Here is a 14,622-nt window from a genome sequence, read left to right as displayed (position 1 = left end):
TATGGTCATCCACACCACACCCGAAGGGTAGTTGTGCAATGCACTTGAGACCTGCGTAAACTTCTGTGCCGCAATACCCAGCCGCATCCCACGGCCCCGGCGTGAACTTCGTCTCGGCCATCACGCCGCCTCCTCATCTGGAAATTCCGGGTCAGAGTGTTCACCCTTGATGAGTTCGCTTTCCGGCTCTGGCTGTTCTTTCTGCTTGATGCCAGCGAATAGAATGCCCTGACCTTCGTGCCAGCCACGGGCGTAATCCTGCCCGTCCTGAGTGGCTTCGTTGTACGGGTTCAGGAGCGTTTCGCCTTCCAGACCGGCAGTCAGGCCCAGCTTATAAGCCTTCTCGTCATTGGCACCGGCATTGTCGAACAGGTCGATTTGCGTGTTGATCGGAATGTCGGCATAGGCAAGCGCCTGACGATCCGCTTCAAGCTTTTCCTTGATCGCCTGCAAGCCTTCATCGGTCTTGGCCTTTTCGTAGAGCTTGATCTGATCCAGACCATTCGGTCCAAGGTCAGCCTTCACCGATTTGCCGACATTCTTCAGTTCCGCGTCTGCTGCCTTCTTGGCTGCAAGCGCCTTCAGGTATCGGTGACGCTGCACGAAAAACAGATTGCGGCGATCCTGTTCAGAAATGCTGTTGTGACCAATCATTTCACTTCTCCCGGTGCTGCGCGTTGATTAAGCCGACTGTTCGTTACGTTCATGGATAGCGCTCATTGCTTCCGCATACTTTTCAGGGAAGAAAGCCTTCAGGCGCATCAGACGCTTACGGTCGCCACGAGTGAGGCCCTGCGCATTCGTCTTTGGTGAAGCTTTTGGCTGTCTGAAACCATTGCCGCCACGAAGTGAGGCAAAATGATTTTGACGGCGACTAATCGCCAGAGCGTCATCCAGTGGATTGCCAAGTGTCACTTCCTTAGAAACCTGTTTGGCGATCAGTTTGTTGAAAATATTCACTTAGGTTCTCCCGGTGCTGGAATGTTGAACTCTTCTTCAATCGTCGGGTAATCGGCCAACTCCGGGCAGACGCGATCAGCTATGTGATCGGCATTAACGCGAAGCGAAACGGCGAGACGCATTCGTCTGCGCAGCGATAGCCACCTGAGCAATGCGAGCGGTTTTGGCTTTGAACGCCTTCGTACGCTTGCCTTCCTCTTCGAGTTCCGCTTGAAGGCAAGCAGAACCCTCTCCCATGTCCTGTTGGACAAGCTCGTTAAAAGTCTCATGGTTTGCTCGTAGATTTTGGCGCTCCGCATAATAGCGGGCGGCGGCTTCTTCATTGCGCTGGCACATGTCGTTGTATGCCAACATGAGCGCCCGGTAGGCCGAACCGGCCACATCGGTCATTTCCTCGTAACGGTAGCGCAAACGCTTGAGGTAACTCTCTGAAACACCTGTACGTTTCGCAACGCGGTAACGTGCGGCCTCGCGTGTGTCGCCAAGGCCCTTGTACTCGGCTTTTTGCAGCTCTTCGGCCCAATAACGGGCGTCATCTATGGCTGTAAAACCCATGCTCATTTTGTTGTCCTCGGAAACTGTTTTCCCGTACGCGGAAATTCTTTGTTCAGACATGCAATCTCTCCACGGCTAAGTTGAAGCCGTGGAAGAGAGCTGGTCGTGGTGACCAGTTGTCCTGAAGGGAACTGAAGTGATGAAGATGAAACGGACAGCCCGGAAAGCCTGGAAAACTGATACGGGCGTCCAATTGATCTTGTACTCATGGCCGGAGGCTCCTACTGAACCCACGGCAAATGCCAGCCGCAGCCGCAATCATCACGCAAAGCGGCCAGCCTATTACGAGAACCCATTTGATCCATTTCGGTGATCGGCTGGGTGGCGAGAATTCGAGAACCGAACAGGCAACGAAACCCGCAGTGTACAGATATGCGATGATCCAGTTGCCGTTCATGGTTTGATACCCTCATGGTTGAATTAGATGCCCGACGCTCCGACAGGGAGTGCTCAAAGCGTCGGGCGGTTGCTCACCGGGGCGGGCTTGGAGGCTTGGGGAACCCGGTGGGCAATCAGTTAAGCTGCGGCGAGAACAGCCGATGCTTCGGCCCTAAATCGTTCTCGTGATAATTCCGGCATATCGCGCCAACGCCGCTGTGCGGCCTCTTCTGGCGTTTCCAGACCCATGACATTGCCAATCATGTCCCGCTTGGATCGGCATGTGCCGACCGCGTTTCGAATGAAGGACTGGAACAATGCAAAAGCGCACCGCTCAATCATGTCATCTCTCTGGTTCAAGCAGCACCTTTTGCCTGCTCGTTCAACACGTGCATGTTGACCAACATATCGTTAGTCAAAACGATGTCCTTTTCGAAAGCGACACCGATCAGCCTCGGCCAATAGCGCACGGGTATGGACTTCCGACGCCGCATTTCCGAAGCGGCAGAAGGTTTGATTTCGATGGCACGTGCAAAAGCCATCGTGCCTCCAAACTTCTCGAAAATGTCGTCTACGTGTTCCATGTCGTCCAATCAACACTATTCGTGTCGGTATGTCAACATGATTTATGTCGATTTATCTGAAATGTTGATTTTCATGGACACAATGGGCGAACGATTAAAGGCTGCTCGTACAGCGGCAAACTTCACATCTGCGGCTAAAGCTGCGGAAGCATTAGGTATTTCCGCTTCAACATACCGTGCACATGAGAACGGGCAGAATGAGTTTCATGTTGATGAAGCGAAGCAATACGCCAAAAAATTCGGTGTAACCGTCTCCTACCTGCTGGAAGGCACACCGCTTCCTAAGAAGGGAATGGTCTCCAGCTTCGACCCTGACGAACCGGACGAAATTGAAGACGAAACCTTAACCTTTGGCCGCGAGACTGGTTTCCGTGGAGCGCCGGAGGGTACATCACCTCAGATTGACATCACCGGCGGCATGGGTGCAGGCGGACTGTCTATCGTGAATGAAGGTGTACCAGGTCATAAGGGGATGACATTCGCAGCCGAAGCTGTTTCGGACTACTGGCGGCTTCCGCCTGCCGTTTACACATCTCTCGGCCTTCATCCACAAGACACCGTCTTTATACCTGTGCAGGGCGACAGCATGTATCCGACGCTCGAAGAGGGCGATGTGGTCGTGGTCGATACCCGCCACCGGTGGCCCTCGCCTGACGGCATCTATGCGATCCTTGATGAAATCGGCGGCCTTGTTGTGAAGCGCCTCGAAGTGTCGCAAGAGAATGGCGAGAACGTTATCCGTATCATTTCAGACAACACGCGGCACCGGATCAAAGAAAAACGCCCTGATGACGTTTTTATCGTTGGGCGCGTTCTCAGGCGGTTTGGCGTCATTAAGTGATCTCTGGCCTTCGGTAGTGTTGTGGAGAAAATCATCCGATGAGTGAAATTCAGGGCTTAGTCGTGCCTTCGCCGTTCTCAACTCCTAAGACCGTTGCCAAGGTAGTGCGCGGCCATACCATGGGAGCTATACGCGACGGCTGGCTGGTTTTTTATGAGGAAGAATTTTTGCCACCGCATGCGGGGCTTGTTGATAAATTATGTGTAGTGGTGACTTCCGATGGCCGAGACTTGGTTCGGTTCATTAAGAAAGGTCGCAAGCCGGGACGATATGATCTTTTGTCCGTTACTGGTGAGCCTATCCTTGATGCGAAACTGGAGTGGGCCGCCGAGGTCGCGTGGATAAAGCCTTATATTCCTTCAGATGAGGAGGCATCTGCGCTTTGGGGAGATGGCAAGGATTAGAAAGTCCGTTATCAAAACACAGTTTGGCGGCTAATCTCAGATTTTAGACACACCTCTGGCTATCAAGACGTTCACCTTCATACGAGAAGGGTTCCGTCGTTTGCAGTTCACCGTATCGCGATGAACCGGGATGCCATGAAGTCTTAGTATCCCTGCCTGCCCTATTTCCCCGGTGGGCCAGTCCGTCTCCATGCATGAAGGCTTATATCGGCAGTTCACTCTCTCAGGTCGCATCCAAACCAGTCGAGCGGCGTCTAACCCGCTAAGACCGCCTCATCAGCCTGGGATGAGGAACCGCTGTGGATTTCATGCGCCGGGTGATCGGTGAAAACGGGTCAAATCCGTAAAAAGACCGCTTCTTTTGCGCTTAGAAAACACTCGATCTTGGCGGGAACCTCCGAGCAGACCCAAGATATTGTGTCATTCAGCGCCCCGAAGCGATCATTTCGGTTGTGTAACGATGCTTGTTATGCTACACAATTCGAGACAGTAAGACCGCTTTAGGCCCCGGCAGCATCACCGCTCCGGGGCTTTTCTTTTATCCCGCTTCAACATGTTGTGCAACACGTCATGTGTTGTTTTTTCACATTTCAACATTTTTTGTGTTGACATGAATTGTGTCGTATGCAACATTGAGCATGTCAAAGCGGTTCACGAAAACGCAACAAGCTGATCTGGACCCTTCGAGTTTCACCTAGCCGAAACAGGCGATGGAGGTTGCCATGTGAACCGCAGCGCGGTGCGCGCAACTCAACCTGAAAGAGCTAGAACGCCAGACCTGAGCAAGTCTCAAAACGGCTCATTGAAGGGATCGAGCGATGTCAGACATAGCCTTGAATACTGATGATCGCATCTTGCTGAAGGTGCCCACGTCTTCGGGCTGGGAATGGTTCGATCCGATGTTGGTTTCTGGTGCCACGTTTTTTGATGTGGCTAACGAGGCAACCTACAGGAATGCACTGGATATCGTTCGTTTCGACGGATCGACGCTTACCGGCGAGATCATCAACGAACAGGCCGCACCGTACTTTTCTGGCGACTTCGATAACCCGCCTCTGTGGGTGAAGGACACGCCTTTCTTCAAGCAGATGGCTTTCGAGGAAGAAGAGGACCGGCGCAATCAGGTCCGCCACGAGCGGTCTTTCAAATCACCATCGATCTATCGGGGAGTAGCCTGATGTTCTCTGCACTGATGATTTCCACGGCTCTGTCCGTCGTACCAGCCACCCGTCCACATGATCCGCATGTTGGGTTTGTCCTGATCGAGAACCGGGTAACGCAGCAGATCGGGCCATTCTGGGACCGTGAGGATTGCGAGTTTGTCGGTAAGGGCATTCGCAATCACGCCATTCTCGAAATGAGCGATCCGTACCGTACCAGCCCTGAAATGGGCCTGCGCCTGATGACCACGGAAGTTGTGTGTCTGCGGAGGGTGAAATGATCGCCTCCCCATTCGATCACCTAATCACCATGGCACTGATCGTCGCTTTTATCGCGCTGTGCCAGAGCAAGAGGACGAGGCCGTGAAAGACCTGATCACCGACATTGCATCCTTCGTAGCCGTTTTGGCCTTCATCACAACGTTTGCAGTATGGGCCGGGTATCTGGCCGAGAAAGTGTGAGGCTATGACCGAACCTTTGAAAATCGTCGCTATAGTGGAAGTCGCGTTGCGCGAAGCCCTAGTTCTCAATCGTCCATTGAAGATGCTGTACGAGTTCTCTGGACAGGATTTGATTGGTTCCGATGGACCATTTCGCAATGCACTTCGTTACGAAGCGCCGCAAGGCCGCTTCAAAGCTTTCGCAGGTCGTGAGTTCGATATTCCGCTGAAGGATGGCGGCACAGTCAGGGCGAACGGACAGTATTGGAGTGCAGGCTTAGAAGGCTTCGTAGAGACAGCCTATGGCACTGTTGACGAGTTGAAGAAGTGCTACGTCTACACCGGCGCTCTGGTTGATCCCGCTGCGTTGCAAGAGCTTCGAGCCGAATATACCGGATGCGTATATCCGTATTGGGATTATCAGAAAATCATCAAGTATGACGATGAGCGCCGTTACTGGATCGACAAATGCTTCAGGCTTGAAGACCGTTTGCGCCGGGACAAGAAGCACCTCATTGCCAATGTGAAGGCGGCAACTGCTGCCCTTCGGAAAGCGGAGGCCGCATGACCGCCCTCCTACAAACCGCCGACAAGCCAGCACCAATCCAGCCAAAGCCCAAGCGCATCACGACAGCATGGTTAGCTCGTGAGCTTGAAAAGGAATTGGCGAATTTTTCGGGAGAGTGAGCATGGAAACCACACTCAAGAACATATGCGCCGAGCATGGGCTGAGCGCGATAAGCGTTCTTATGCACAACACTGATACAGCCGGATATACGACCGTATTTGTCCATTGGGCAGACGACATAACAGTCACTCGATGCGCTCGCGGAACGGCCAATACCTTCGATGATGCACTGGATTTTGCGCTCATTGAAAAGAACGCGATAGTTTCGGAGGCCGCGTGATGTCGAAGGTTAGAGACCAAGACAAATTCATGGTGAGGCTTCCTGACGGTATGCGTGAAAAGATTTCAGCAGATGCCAAAGCCAAGGGCCGCAGCATGAACGCCGAGATTGTCGCCAGAATAGCCAACTCCGCACCAGAAAAGACTTTGCGCGATGAGTTCGCGATGGCGGCTTTACCCTCGTTTCTGACTGAGATTTACGCCAATTCACGCGGCAAGAATGTACGTTATGACAGCGTCTACGTGATAGCTGCATCAGCTTCTTATGAGATGTCCGATGCCTTTCTCGCAGCCCGTGGAGGTGATCGTGACTGACACCTTCCATGAGGAACTAACCTGGGATGGCAAGACGCCGATATCCGAGAATGGGATTTACCGCGGCATTCCACTGGATGCCTATCACAACAATCTGGAATTGTTGGATGCTCCCGCGGTTTCCAAGAGCGCATTGAAGTGGCTTGACCCGATCCAGAAGAACAGCAGCCCGAAGGCGTTCTGGGGCCGGTGGAAGTACAATCCTGATCACATCAAGCCGAAGCCATCTGAAGCGCTGGATTTCGGTAAGGCCACGCATTGCCTGCTTCTGGGGGATGAAGACTTTGACGCTGCATTCGTCGTGCGGCCAGAGAAGTACCCGGATTACAAGAAGAAGGAAGCGCAGGAGTGGAAGGCACAGCAGATCGAAGCTGGCAAGACCATCGTCACGCCGGAGCAGTATGAGCGCATCCAGCGTATGCGAGACGATGCAAACCAGTATCCGCTTGTCCAGCAAGGCTTGATGACTGGTCGCGTGGAACGGTCGATGTTCTGGAAAGACCCGGAGACTGGCATCTGGTTGAAGGCTCGCCCTGACGTGATCCCGAACGCCGATGCTGTCTATGCGGACCTGAAAACCGCAAGCAGCTTTGATGAGGATTTCCTGTCTCGGCAAATCGTTGACGCCAGTTATTACCTGCAGGCTGCAATGACCCGCATGGCATGCCGCGGCCTCAATCTCCCGTTCAAGACATTCGTCCTGCTTTACGTGCTGAATGACGATGTGCCGGACACTTCACATGTCGAGATTGACGAAGAAGACATCGACCGCGGCGAAGACATTGTTCGCTATGGGCTTCGCACGATCCGCGAGTGTTTGGATAGCGGCTATTGGCCCGGAAAGCTCCCATTCAGCGCAGGCGAGCGCTTTATCAAGATGAAGCCATGGTCGCGGCAGTTGCTGGACCAGTTCATCGCCTACCAACATCAAATTGCAGCTTAGGAGGCGTTGATACATGAACGCTATTGCCAAGACAGAAAAGACGACAACTCCCGCCGAAGATTTCCGCAACCAGTGGACCAAGCAGGAAAACGAAGTTGCAGTCGCCCTTCCGCCGCACATCCCTGTCGAGCGCTTCATGCGCGTGGTTATGACGGCTGTTGGCGGCAATGCTGATCTGATGACGGCTGACCGCCGCTCGCTCTTCGAAAGCGCCATGAAGGCGGCACAGGACGGCTTGTTGCCAGACGGTCGCGACGGTGCATTGGTCATCTTCAATGCGAAGGTCAAGGAAGACAACAAGGACGTTTGGATTAAGAAGGTGCAATGGATGCCCATGGTTGGCGGCATCCTCAAGAAAATCCGCAACTCTGGCGAACTCCTGTCCCTGTCTGCCTATGTCGTCTACGAGAACGATGAGTTTCAGTACACGCTTGGCGACGAAGAAACCATCGTTCACCGCCCTTGCCTCGATAGCAACCGCGGCGATGCGAAGCTCGTCTATGCAATCGCCAAGACCAAGGACGGCGGCATCTATCGCGAAATCATGACGTTGAAAGACGTCGAGAAGGTTCGAGCCGTTTCCAAGACTGGCAAGTTCGGACCATGGGCTGACTGGTGGGATGAGATGGCTAAGAAGACGGTCATTCGCCGCCTTGCCAAGCGCCTGCCGATGTCGAGTGATCTTGATGATCTGATACGCCGGGACGATGAGCTTTATGATTTCAGCGGTCGCCGCAGCGATGTGGACGCACAGCAGAACCGCATACAGGCTCGCGGCTCACTTTCGCAGCTTTTGCGTAGTGGGAATGAAACCGCCCAGATTGGCCAACAGGCGAAAGAAGGCTTTCAAATTGAGCATCAGTCCGAAGAACCCGAAGCGCCAGCCAGCGAGCCGGATACGGGCGAACAGGGTGCGTCTGAACCATCATTTACCGATGCTGACGCCGATACCTGGGTTTTGAAATCGGTCAACATGCTTATCGCCTCGGCTATGGTCGGTGGCGACATGGAAATCATGCGCAACCAGTACCGTGTCGTCAAACAGAACGCACCTGAATGGGTCGATCTGCCGACCATGGGCCGCGTGAACACCGTGTCGATGTTCTTGGCGAAAGTCATGGACGGTGAAGAGGAGTTCGACAAGGCGAGGATTGCCAACCTGTCGAAGCTCAGCGCGGAACAGATCAACGATCTGCCGGAGGTGAACTAATGGCCGCCTTCGCAGTACGTAGAGAACCCACGGCGTTCAGCACGTCACCGTCCAAGGGCCAGAAGCGCCCGCGGCGGGAAGATGGAAAGCACCTGGCTTGGATCAGAACACTGCCATGCGTGATTACAGGTCAATACGGCGTTGAAGCCGCTCATATCCGGTATGCAGCGCCAGAATACGGCAAGAGAGACACCGGGAAAGCTGAAAAGCCTGACGACGATTGGGTGGTCCCGCTCGCTCCAGAACTGCACCGTGAGCAGCATTCCATGAACGAACAGAAGTTCTGGGCCAAGTACGGGATCGATCCGTGCCGGGTTGCCCTCGCTCTCTCACGTATCACCGGCGACGACGAAGCCGCCCTTGTCATCATTCGGAACGCGAAGGTGCGCCCATGACCATCCCAGAACAGGCAGAACAGGCAGTACAGGCGGCACAGAACGAGTTCACCAAATTCGGCTATACCGCAGCCAATGAAAAGGCGTTGATCGCCGCCCTCACCGCCGCCGCCCCGCATCTAGCAGCGGTGCAGGTGAAGAAGATCGGATACGTTTCCGCTGCAGAACTGCATACGCTGCAGCAGATCGAGACGTGCGTTGATCTATTCACCGTTGCTCAGACTGGACCAATGGAATTTGTTCCCGTCTATGTGCTTGATGCTTCTGCAGCCGATTGCTCATGCACCAAAGTCCAGCAGGACGAAACTTGCCCTGTCGGCTATCCGTCACTGCTCTGTGAAATCTGCGACGGCAAGGGCGTTGTGCAGCCATCCGCTGACAGAGCGGCTGTGCTGGAGGAAGCGGCGCGCTGGCACGAAGCTGAAGCGGCTAGAAAAAGAACCGTTGCCGTGAAAAGCAAGCGCCTTGATGCGCAGATTGCGACCCACGAGGCAAGTGCCGCACATTTCCGCGCCCTCCATCCAGTAGCGGATAAGCCCAGCGATGACGGAGCGCAGGGGGAAGGATGGCTCGACATAAACGACGCACCGCAAGACGGAACCGTTGTTGATCTTTGGTGTGATCGCTTGTCAAAGCGCGTCCCAAATTGTCGTTGGAACCCCGATTTTAATATCGGCTACCCCGAAGACGGTCCCGGCTTTTGGGAGCAGCTTGTTGGAAGCGAATGGCGTCCTTCATACGACGAAAATTGGTTCTCGCATTATCGCACTCTCCCCACTCCTCCAAGCAGTGAGGTGGCGTGATGGGGAAGCTTTCCTTCGACGCCCGCGTAATCGCACAATCCGTGTTTGGATTTGGAGACAAATCCACTCTTCGCATCGGTGGGAAAGGCGCTCAACATATCCTAACCCAACGATCTGAAGCCGCAATCAATGAACTGGTTGAAGCGGGTTATTTGGAAGCGCGCACCTACAATGACTATGGGCGCATGGAATATCAGGGAACTGAACGGCTGTCAGAAATCCCGAAGCTAAGCTTTGAGGAAATGGAAGAACATGGCCGTTTTAAGCTGACCCGCCCATCAGGAGGCGACCGCCATGGCGAGTGAACTGAAGCCTTTCGGCTATGCGCCGGGTTCCTACATGAACAACTGCAAGTCATGCAGTCAGTCATTCATGGGTGATAAGCGGGCGTGGAACTGTGAACCCTGTGCGAAAGCCTTGTCGTTGCAGAAGTCCACCCCCGTTGCTCCCGTATCGCCGGATGCTACCGGCAACGCTGACGATCTTCCGGGATGCCCGGCCTGCGGACATGCCGGACGAACAGGCAATCTTATCTGTGACATCTGCACTCCCGTGCCCGTTGCAACCGGCGAACGTGGTGAGTTGGTGACTGTTCGATACGATTATCGGTTTAGTGACCCTTTGGGCAGGGGTCATCTATGGTGTGATAAAACAAGTTGGAACGGGCAATCTCCATCCGCTGTCCGCGAACTTTGCGACCGCTCGCAGGCTGAGGAGCTATTGGCGGCGGAACGGGCGGAGAAGGAGATTGCGGAAAGAGCTAATGAACGTTGTTTAAAAGAAATTTCAAAACTGCGAGCCGACAACGCGGCGCTGACTGCGCGGGTTAAGGAATACGAAACCGGACTTGTCGATTTCCATCGGGAAATGTCAGCCCTCGAAGCCAAGCTCGCGGAGGCTGAAAAGGCGCTGGAGCACTTAACGTTGCACGCCAATTCCTTAGCTCTGGCTGACATAGATAGAACCCGTGGCCGCACAGGTTTTTGGAAGGCGCTGAAAGAAGCCCGCGCAGCGCTGGGAGGGAAGCCGTCATGATGAGATTGATACTAGGCGCGACCATAACCGCTGTGCTTCTGGGCCTCACAATTCTATTCGCACTCGCACCGAATGCTGACCTGAAATGGCTTGTCGGCGCTGGATTTCTGCTGCTTTTCGCCCAACGCGAGCTTCACAGGGATATGGACAAATGACTTCTGACCTCATTACCCGTCTCTCCAAGCTAGACGCGCCTGACAGGGACTTTGAGCGTGTTGCTGTTGACTATTTCACCAATGAAGTTGGCCACGGATATAGCCAGCGAATTGACGGCATCGAGTGCTTTTCGCCGCTCCCGAGATATTGGTTTTGGCGCTTCCGTCTAAATCGGCTGGTCTCAAAAGGAATATTGCAGCGGCGATATTTCGGCAGCTTCTGGCCTTCGTGCTCAAGGCTTCCGAGTTACGGCATCGCCCTCTTGCGCGCAAAGGATGCATCATGAAAGCCATCCGAACCGTTGTAACCATCGAAGAATACGAGACTACGCCGCCATGCGAACCTCAGTTCAATGTTGGGGATTACTGCGAGGTGTATTGCGGACATTTCGAAGGGCACTCGTTCTACATCAACGATGTTCGCTGGAATGAAGATCGGAAAGCTTTCGAGTATTTGTATCTGTATTTCATATGGCTTGATGGAGGTTCAATAGTCAGATTGCACGCAAAGGAGGCCAGCAATGCCGAGTAAGGAACTCATCGCTCAAGTCGAACAAATGATCTGGCAGGACCGTGCACGAGCGGTTCCGGCCCGTTCCACAGACATTGCACAGGATATCACCGTAGCAGTCCTTGCCTCTGTGGCGGATCACCTTGATCAGAAGGCCGAGGCGGCTAGGAAGCATGCGAAAGCTTTCCACGACAAGCGGAAGAGCGGGAAATATGGCCTGAAAAAGCAGACCCGTTTCTATGAAGAAGGGAAGCACTATAACCGCCTGGCTATCGGCTATGCGAAGTCCTCCCGCGCAATCCGCGCACTTGGGGAGCAGAGCGAATGAAGCTGCACCTCTCACTAAAGCGCGAATATTTCGATGCGATCAAGGCCGGTACGAAGGTCGAGGAATACCGGCTGATCACTGACTATTGGTCGAAACGTCTTGTCGGAAAATCCTATGAGGGAATTGTCCTGAAGTGGGGCTATCCGAAGACTGGCGACACAGAATTTGTCATCGAACGCCCGTGGCTTGGTTTCGTTCGCAAAACAATCACCCATCCACATTTCGGCGCAAACCCCGTCGAGGTATTCGCCATCGACGTGTCAGGTCGCCAAGCCCTGAAAGGCGGTTCCGAATGAGCCCTTGGGAATGGTGGGCCGGAGAGCTTGACCAAGACGTTTATGACTTGGTCGGAGGCGCAAAGAGCCGCGAGGATTGCATTCTCGAAGCTTCGCGCCAGATGAAGAGCGGCGAGAAATTCAGGATCATTGAAGCACGGTCAAGCTCGGATCGCAGATACGAGGGGGCTGACTTTGTTCCGTTCCTTCGTACACGGAATAAGGAAATCATCACGGTTGGGCCAATTGACATCGATGTGTCTGGCCGCGCCGCACTGCGGGAAAGGGAGTGAGGATGAACAAGCGCACCTTTGACCGTATCAAGGAAGGCTTGGACGAGTTGCGCGAGCGTATTCCGGAACTCGTTGAAGACACGCTTCGCCGGTATCCGAAGACCATGGCCGCGCTGAAAAAGGCGGAAGAAGCCGAGAAGAAGGAGGCGGATAAGTGATGTCACGTTCCACCCCATGTATTGCGAGCCTGACCCGTTCGCCTTGTGCAGATATTGGAATACAGCAGTTGCAGGCGCTTGCCGCCACAAGCCGAGCATTTCAGGATAGGCGCGAGGTCTTTGTGCATCGCACCGTGCGCAGGGCCGAGCTTTTCCGCCAGCGCCTGAATATCCAGTTCCGCGCTGTAATCGCACGTCAAACACCATGCCGTGATGATCTCACCACAGCGCAGGCAGTCACCCAATGTAGCGTTCGTGCTGAATGTACCCATGACAGCCTCCAAGGCTGGCTGTCTTATAACGAGAACAATCGGAGAACAAATCACATCTTCAACCAGAGGAGATCGAAATGAGAATTCCCCAAATCCGCGACCGTATCATTCAGATCGCCCACGCAACGGACAACACGGAACTGGAGAGCTTGGCTAATAAGCTGACACGCCGGTCAGCAGTTCGGAAAGTCGGGCCGAAAAGCCGCCGGATGACGCTTGAGCTTAAGCGAGACATCATCAACTACGCCAAGGCGAACCCAGACGCGGCACAGACCGAGATTGCTCACTTCTTCAACGTCAATCCGGGTCGAGTGTCAGAAGCACTGCGAGGTGTGCGGCAGTAACAGCATACCGAAATCAGGGAGTTCTACTTTTCAACGTCAACCAAGGGCGGGCACCGGAGGCTTTGAGAGGTAAATACGATGACTAAGCGTCTTGACGTGACCGCGAGACAGGTAACCGCAATCTGTATTGGAGCCGAAAAGGCTGGTCACATACCGGAAATAAAAATTGGCAATGCGTTCATACGTTTGGTGCCGGAAGATTATGTGGCCGATAACCCACGAATTGACAATAAAGGGAAAGGGTATCTTTAGTACCGCCATGCCGAGACCTAGAAAGCCATATCTTCAACGGGAAGTAACCAGACACGGAACGGTGTTCTGGTACTTCCGCCGTGGGAAAGGCAAGCGCATCCGGTTGCCGGGTGTGTTTGGCTCCCATGAGTTCAATGCGGCGTATGATGCTGCCTTGGCAGGGCAAGAACTGCCAAAGCGCAAGAAGGCTTCACACACATCACTACGCTGGCTTGTAGATCAATACTATGCCAGCGGGCGGTATTCTTTGTTGAAGCCGTTCACGCAACGCAATCAAAAGGTCTTGCTGGAGGGGGTGTGTAAGACAGGCGGGGATTTGAATTTCCGAGGCATCGGGTCAGACGATATCCGTCAAGGTGTGCTGCGAAGAGAAGGAACACCGTTTCAGGCAATCGCTTATCTCAGGATTATGCGGAGGCTTTTCGAGTTCGCCATAGATAGTGGGTGGATAGCTATCAACCCAACGGATGACGTAAAGCCAAAGAAGCCAAAAACTGACGGTTTCCACACATGGACGATTGAGGAGGTGCTGAGATATCAGGAGAAGCATCCTATCGGTACACAAGCACGGCTGGCTCTTGACCTGATGCTATACACTGGCCTTCGGCGGGCGGATGCTATCACCCTAGGGCCACAACACATTAAAAATAACTACATCACAATCAAAACATCAAAAACAGGCGCTGAAGTCATAATACCGATCCTCGGACCACTGGCAAAATCTATTGCGGCAACAAAGACCGGGGACATGGTATTTCTGATTAACAGTCGAGGTCTGCCATGGAAGCATGCGGGGTTTGGATACTGGTTCGCTGACAGGTGCGATGAGGCTAATGTTCCGGGGCGCGCTCATGGCTTGAGAAAGGCCGGAGCTACCTTCGCAGCAGACAACGGAGCCACCCCTTTTGAGCTTACCGCGATGTACGGATGGTCATCCACAAAGATGGCAGAAGTCTATACACGGAAGGCCGACAGAATGCGGCTTGCAGAACGTGCCGCGAACAAACTATTCCCTAACCCAATTCAGGAGTTAGGGCGAGACACCAAGAAAAAGAAACGAAAACAATAGCTTATTTTTTTATCGTGAACTACTGGCACGAATT

General features: G+C 53.7%; 26 protein-coding genes. 21 read left to right on the top strand and 5 right to left on the bottom strand.

All coding sequences use genetic code 11. The features are described 5' to 3' along the window. Positions 1-120 precede the first annotated feature (120 nt). From FHW00_RS22615 to FHW00_RS22600, 4 genes are all read right to left on the bottom strand, one after another. The gene (locus FHW00_RS22615) at positions 121-654 is read right to left on the bottom strand and encodes a hypothetical protein (RefSeq protein WP_078337263.1); all 534 of its coding nucleotides are present in this window, start codon (positions 652-654) and stop codon (positions 121-123) included. 27 nt (positions 655-681) lie between these two features. Continuing rightward, the gene (locus tag FHW00_RS22610) at positions 682-960 is read right to left on the bottom strand and encodes a hypothetical protein (protein ID WP_078337264.1); all 279 of its coding nucleotides are present in this window, start codon (positions 958-960) and stop codon (positions 682-684) included. 93 nt (positions 961-1,053) lie between these two features. Further along, complete coding sequence (locus FHW00_RS22605) at positions 1,054-1,575, bottom strand: hypothetical protein (RefSeq protein ID WP_176168288.1); 522 nt, start codon at positions 1,573-1,575, stop codon at positions 1,054-1,056. Positions 1,576-2,249: 674 nt separating this feature from the next. After that, positions 2,250-2,477, bottom strand: coding sequence for a carph-isopro domain-containing protein (locus FHW00_RS22600; RefSeq protein WP_420703535.1), 228 nt, complete (start codon positions 2,475-2,477; stop codon positions 2,250-2,252). A 37-nt stretch (positions 2,478-2,514) separates the two neighbouring features. Here FHW00_RS22600 and FHW00_RS22595 point away from each other — a divergent pair, with 37 nt between their 5' ends. From FHW00_RS22595 to FHW00_RS22510, 19 genes are all read left to right on the top strand, one after another. Further along, complete coding sequence (locus FHW00_RS22595; protein WP_078337267.1) at positions 2,515-3,318, top strand: XRE family transcriptional regulator; 804 nt, start codon at positions 2,515-2,517, stop codon at positions 3,316-3,318. 38 nt (positions 3,319-3,356) lie between these two features. Continuing rightward, positions 3,357-3,722, top strand: a complete 366-nt coding sequence (locus FHW00_RS22590; protein ID WP_078337268.1) for a hypothetical protein — start codon at positions 3,357-3,359, stop codon at positions 3,720-3,722. Positions 3,723-4,540: 818 nt separating this feature from the next. Next, positions 4,541-4,900 carry a hypothetical protein gene (locus tag FHW00_RS22585; RefSeq protein ID WP_078337269.1) on the top strand — a complete coding sequence of 120 codons (360 nt, stop codon included), beginning with the start codon at positions 4,541-4,543 and terminating at the stop codon, positions 4,898-4,900. Beyond that, on the top strand, positions 4,900-5,163 hold the full coding sequence (locus tag FHW00_RS22580) for a hypothetical protein (protein WP_078337270.1): 264 nt from the start codon (positions 4,900-4,902) through the stop codon (positions 5,161-5,163). Before FHW00_RS22585 ends, FHW00_RS22580 begins: the two co-directional genes overlap by 1 nt. A 185-nt stretch (positions 5,164-5,348) precedes the next feature. Next, positions 5,349-5,891, top strand: coding sequence for a hypothetical protein (locus tag FHW00_RS22575; RefSeq protein WP_078337271.1), 543 nt, complete (start codon positions 5,349-5,351; stop codon positions 5,889-5,891). Then, a complete protein-coding gene (locus FHW00_RS24630) occupies positions 5,888-6,010 on the top strand; it encodes a hypothetical protein (RefSeq protein ID WP_445557870.1) in 123 nt (40 codons plus the stop codon). Before FHW00_RS22575 ends, FHW00_RS24630 begins: the two co-directional genes overlap by 4 nt. A 2-nt stretch (positions 6,011-6,012) precedes the next feature. After that, the gene (locus tag FHW00_RS22570) at positions 6,013-6,231 is read left to right on the top strand and encodes a hypothetical protein (RefSeq protein WP_078337272.1); all 219 of its coding nucleotides are present in this window, start codon (positions 6,013-6,015) and stop codon (positions 6,229-6,231) included. Next, entirely contained in the window at positions 6,231-6,545 is a 315-nt protein-coding gene (locus tag FHW00_RS22565) for an Arc family DNA-binding protein (protein ID WP_078337273.1), read from the top strand. The genes FHW00_RS22570 and FHW00_RS22565 overlap by 1 nt, the downstream gene beginning before the upstream one ends. Then, a complete protein-coding gene (locus FHW00_RS22560; protein ID WP_176168289.1) occupies positions 6,538-7,488 on the top strand; it encodes a PD-(D/E)XK nuclease-like domain-containing protein in 951 nt (316 codons plus the stop codon). Before FHW00_RS22565 ends, FHW00_RS22560 begins: the two co-directional genes overlap by 8 nt. Before the next feature lie 13 nt (positions 7,489-7,501). Next, positions 7,502-8,698 carry a recombinase RecT gene (locus FHW00_RS24625; RefSeq protein ID WP_445557871.1) on the top strand — a complete coding sequence of 399 codons (1,197 nt, stop codon included), beginning with the start codon at positions 7,502-7,504 and terminating at the stop codon, positions 8,696-8,698. Next, a complete protein-coding gene (locus tag FHW00_RS22550) occupies positions 8,698-9,093 on the top strand; it encodes a DUF968 domain-containing protein (RefSeq protein ID WP_078337275.1) in 396 nt (131 codons plus the stop codon). The genes FHW00_RS24625 and FHW00_RS22550 overlap by 1 nt, the downstream gene beginning before the upstream one ends. Then, positions 9,090-9,896 carry a hypothetical protein gene (locus tag FHW00_RS22545; RefSeq protein ID WP_078337276.1) on the top strand — a complete coding sequence of 269 codons (807 nt, stop codon included), beginning with the start codon at positions 9,090-9,092 and terminating at the stop codon, positions 9,894-9,896. Before FHW00_RS22550 ends, FHW00_RS22545 begins: the two co-directional genes overlap by 4 nt. Then, positions 9,896-10,201 (top strand): hypothetical protein, encoded by a 306-nt coding sequence (locus FHW00_RS22540; RefSeq protein ID WP_078337277.1) that lies wholly within the window; start codon positions 9,896-9,898, stop codon positions 10,199-10,201. The genes FHW00_RS22545 and FHW00_RS22540 overlap by 1 nt, the downstream gene beginning before the upstream one ends. Next, positions 10,191-10,931: a hypothetical protein gene (locus tag FHW00_RS22535; protein ID WP_139364328.1), complete on the top strand. Its 741-nt coding sequence runs from the start codon at positions 10,191-10,193 to the stop codon at positions 10,929-10,931. The genes FHW00_RS22540 and FHW00_RS22535 overlap by 11 nt, the downstream gene beginning before the upstream one ends. After that, positions 10,928-11,086: a hypothetical protein gene (locus FHW00_RS22530; RefSeq protein ID WP_176168290.1), complete on the top strand. Its 159-nt coding sequence runs from the start codon at positions 10,928-10,930 to the stop codon at positions 11,084-11,086. The genes FHW00_RS22535 and FHW00_RS22530 overlap by 4 nt, the downstream gene beginning before the upstream one ends. A gap of 521 nt (positions 11,087-11,607) precedes the next feature. Beyond that, on the top strand, positions 11,608-11,925 hold the full coding sequence (locus tag FHW00_RS22525) for a hypothetical protein (protein WP_078337280.1): 318 nt from the start codon (positions 11,608-11,610) through the stop codon (positions 11,923-11,925). Then, positions 11,922-12,221 carry an RNA-binding protein gene (locus FHW00_RS22520; protein WP_078337281.1) on the top strand — a complete coding sequence of 100 codons (300 nt, stop codon included), beginning with the start codon at positions 11,922-11,924 and terminating at the stop codon, positions 12,219-12,221. The genes FHW00_RS22525 and FHW00_RS22520 overlap by 4 nt, the downstream gene beginning before the upstream one ends. Beyond that, the gene (locus FHW00_RS22515; protein ID WP_078337282.1) at positions 12,218-12,493 is read left to right on the top strand and encodes a hypothetical protein; all 276 of its coding nucleotides are present in this window, start codon (positions 12,218-12,220) and stop codon (positions 12,491-12,493) included. Before FHW00_RS22520 ends, FHW00_RS22515 begins: the two co-directional genes overlap by 4 nt. Positions 12,494-12,495: 2 nt before the next feature. Continuing rightward, positions 12,496-12,651 (top strand): hypothetical protein, encoded by a 156-nt coding sequence (locus FHW00_RS22510; RefSeq protein WP_176168291.1) that lies wholly within the window; start codon positions 12,496-12,498, stop codon positions 12,649-12,651. A gap of 2 nt (positions 12,652-12,653) precedes the next feature. On the opposite strand, the gene FHW00_RS22505 is transcribed toward FHW00_RS22510, so the two are convergent. Further along, a complete protein-coding gene (locus FHW00_RS22505) occupies positions 12,654-12,923 on the bottom strand; it encodes a hypothetical protein (RefSeq protein WP_078337283.1) in 270 nt (89 codons plus the stop codon). A 77-nt stretch (positions 12,924-13,000) separates the two neighbouring features. Between FHW00_RS22505 and FHW00_RS22500 the strand changes: the two genes are divergently transcribed. Beyond that, positions 13,001-13,267: a winged helix-turn-helix transcriptional regulator gene (locus FHW00_RS22500; RefSeq protein ID WP_078337284.1), complete on the top strand. Its 267-nt coding sequence runs from the start codon at positions 13,001-13,003 to the stop codon at positions 13,265-13,267. Between the two features lie 202 nt (positions 13,268-13,469). Next, entirely contained in the window at positions 13,470-14,588 is a 1,119-nt protein-coding gene (locus FHW00_RS22495) for a tyrosine-type recombinase/integrase (RefSeq protein ID WP_176168292.1), read from the top strand. The last annotated feature ends 34 nt before the right edge of the window (positions 14,589-14,622 follow it).

This window comes from Ochrobactrum sp. P6BSIII (assembly GCF_014138065.1).
In the GTDB taxonomy this organism is placed as follows: domain Bacteria; phylum Pseudomonadota; class Alphaproteobacteria; order Rhizobiales; family Rhizobiaceae; genus Brucella.
This window is presented reverse-complemented; position numbering and strand designations above follow the sequence as displayed.

Coding starts and splice junctions, on each gene's coding strand:
- FHW00_RS22615 (WP_078337263.1), bottom strand. CDS start 654: ATGATTGGTCACAACAGCATTTCTGAACAGGATCGCCGCAATCTGTTT.
- FHW00_RS22605 (WP_176168288.1), bottom strand. CDS start 1,575: ATGTCTGAACAAAGAATTTCCGCGTACGGGAAAACAGTTTCCGAGGAC.
- FHW00_RS22600 (WP_420703535.1), bottom strand. CDS start 2,477: ATGGAACACGTAGACGACATTTTCGAGAAGTTTGGAGGCACGATGGCT.
- FHW00_RS22595 (WP_078337267.1), top strand. CDS start 2,515: ATGATTTATGTCGATTTATCTGAAATGTTGATTTTCATGGACACAATG.
- FHW00_RS22590 (WP_078337268.1), top strand. CDS start 3,357: ATGAGTGAAATTCAGGGCTTAGTCGTGCCTTCGCCGTTCTCAACTCCT.
- FHW00_RS22585 (WP_078337269.1), top strand. CDS start 4,541: ATGTCAGACATAGCCTTGAATACTGATGATCGCATCTTGCTGAAGGTG.
- FHW00_RS22580 (WP_078337270.1), top strand. CDS start 4,900: ATGTTCTCTGCACTGATGATTTCCACGGCTCTGTCCGTCGTACCAGCC.
- FHW00_RS22575 (WP_078337271.1), top strand. CDS start 5,349: ATGACCGAACCTTTGAAAATCGTCGCTATAGTGGAAGTCGCGTTGCGC.
- FHW00_RS24630 (WP_445557870.1), top strand. CDS start 5,888: ATGACCGCCCTCCTACAAACCGCCGACAAGCCAGCACCAATCCAGCCA.
- FHW00_RS22570 (WP_078337272.1), top strand. CDS start 6,013: ATGGAAACCACACTCAAGAACATATGCGCCGAGCATGGGCTGAGCGCG.
- FHW00_RS22565 (WP_078337273.1), top strand. CDS start 6,231: ATGTCGAAGGTTAGAGACCAAGACAAATTCATGGTGAGGCTTCCTGAC.
- FHW00_RS24625 (WP_445557871.1), top strand. CDS start 7,502: ATGAACGCTATTGCCAAGACAGAAAAGACGACAACTCCCGCCGAAGAT.
- FHW00_RS22550 (WP_078337275.1), top strand. CDS start 8,698: ATGGCCGCCTTCGCAGTACGTAGAGAACCCACGGCGTTCAGCACGTCA.
- FHW00_RS22545 (WP_078337276.1), top strand. CDS start 9,090: ATGACCATCCCAGAACAGGCAGAACAGGCAGTACAGGCGGCACAGAAC.
- FHW00_RS22540 (WP_078337277.1), top strand. CDS start 9,896: ATGGGGAAGCTTTCCTTCGACGCCCGCGTAATCGCACAATCCGTGTTT.
- FHW00_RS22535 (WP_139364328.1), top strand. CDS start 10,191: ATGGCGAGTGAACTGAAGCCTTTCGGCTATGCGCCGGGTTCCTACATG.
- FHW00_RS22530 (WP_176168290.1), top strand. CDS start 10,928: ATGATGAGATTGATACTAGGCGCGACCATAACCGCTGTGCTTCTGGGC.
- FHW00_RS22525 (WP_078337280.1), top strand. CDS start 11,608: ATGCCGAGTAAGGAACTCATCGCTCAAGTCGAACAAATGATCTGGCAG.
- FHW00_RS22520 (WP_078337281.1), top strand. CDS start 11,922: ATGAAGCTGCACCTCTCACTAAAGCGCGAATATTTCGATGCGATCAAG.
- FHW00_RS22515 (WP_078337282.1), top strand. CDS start 12,218: ATGAGCCCTTGGGAATGGTGGGCCGGAGAGCTTGACCAAGACGTTTAT.
- FHW00_RS22510 (WP_176168291.1), top strand. CDS start 12,496: ATGAACAAGCGCACCTTTGACCGTATCAAGGAAGGCTTGGACGAGTTG.
- FHW00_RS22505 (WP_078337283.1), bottom strand. CDS start 12,923: ATGGGTACATTCAGCACGAACGCTACATTGGGTGACTGCCTGCGCTGT.
- FHW00_RS22500 (WP_078337284.1), top strand. CDS start 13,001: ATGAGAATTCCCCAAATCCGCGACCGTATCATTCAGATCGCCCACGCA.
- FHW00_RS22495 (WP_176168292.1), top strand. CDS start 13,470: ATGTGGCCGATAACCCACGAATTGACAATAAAGGGAAAGGGTATCTTT.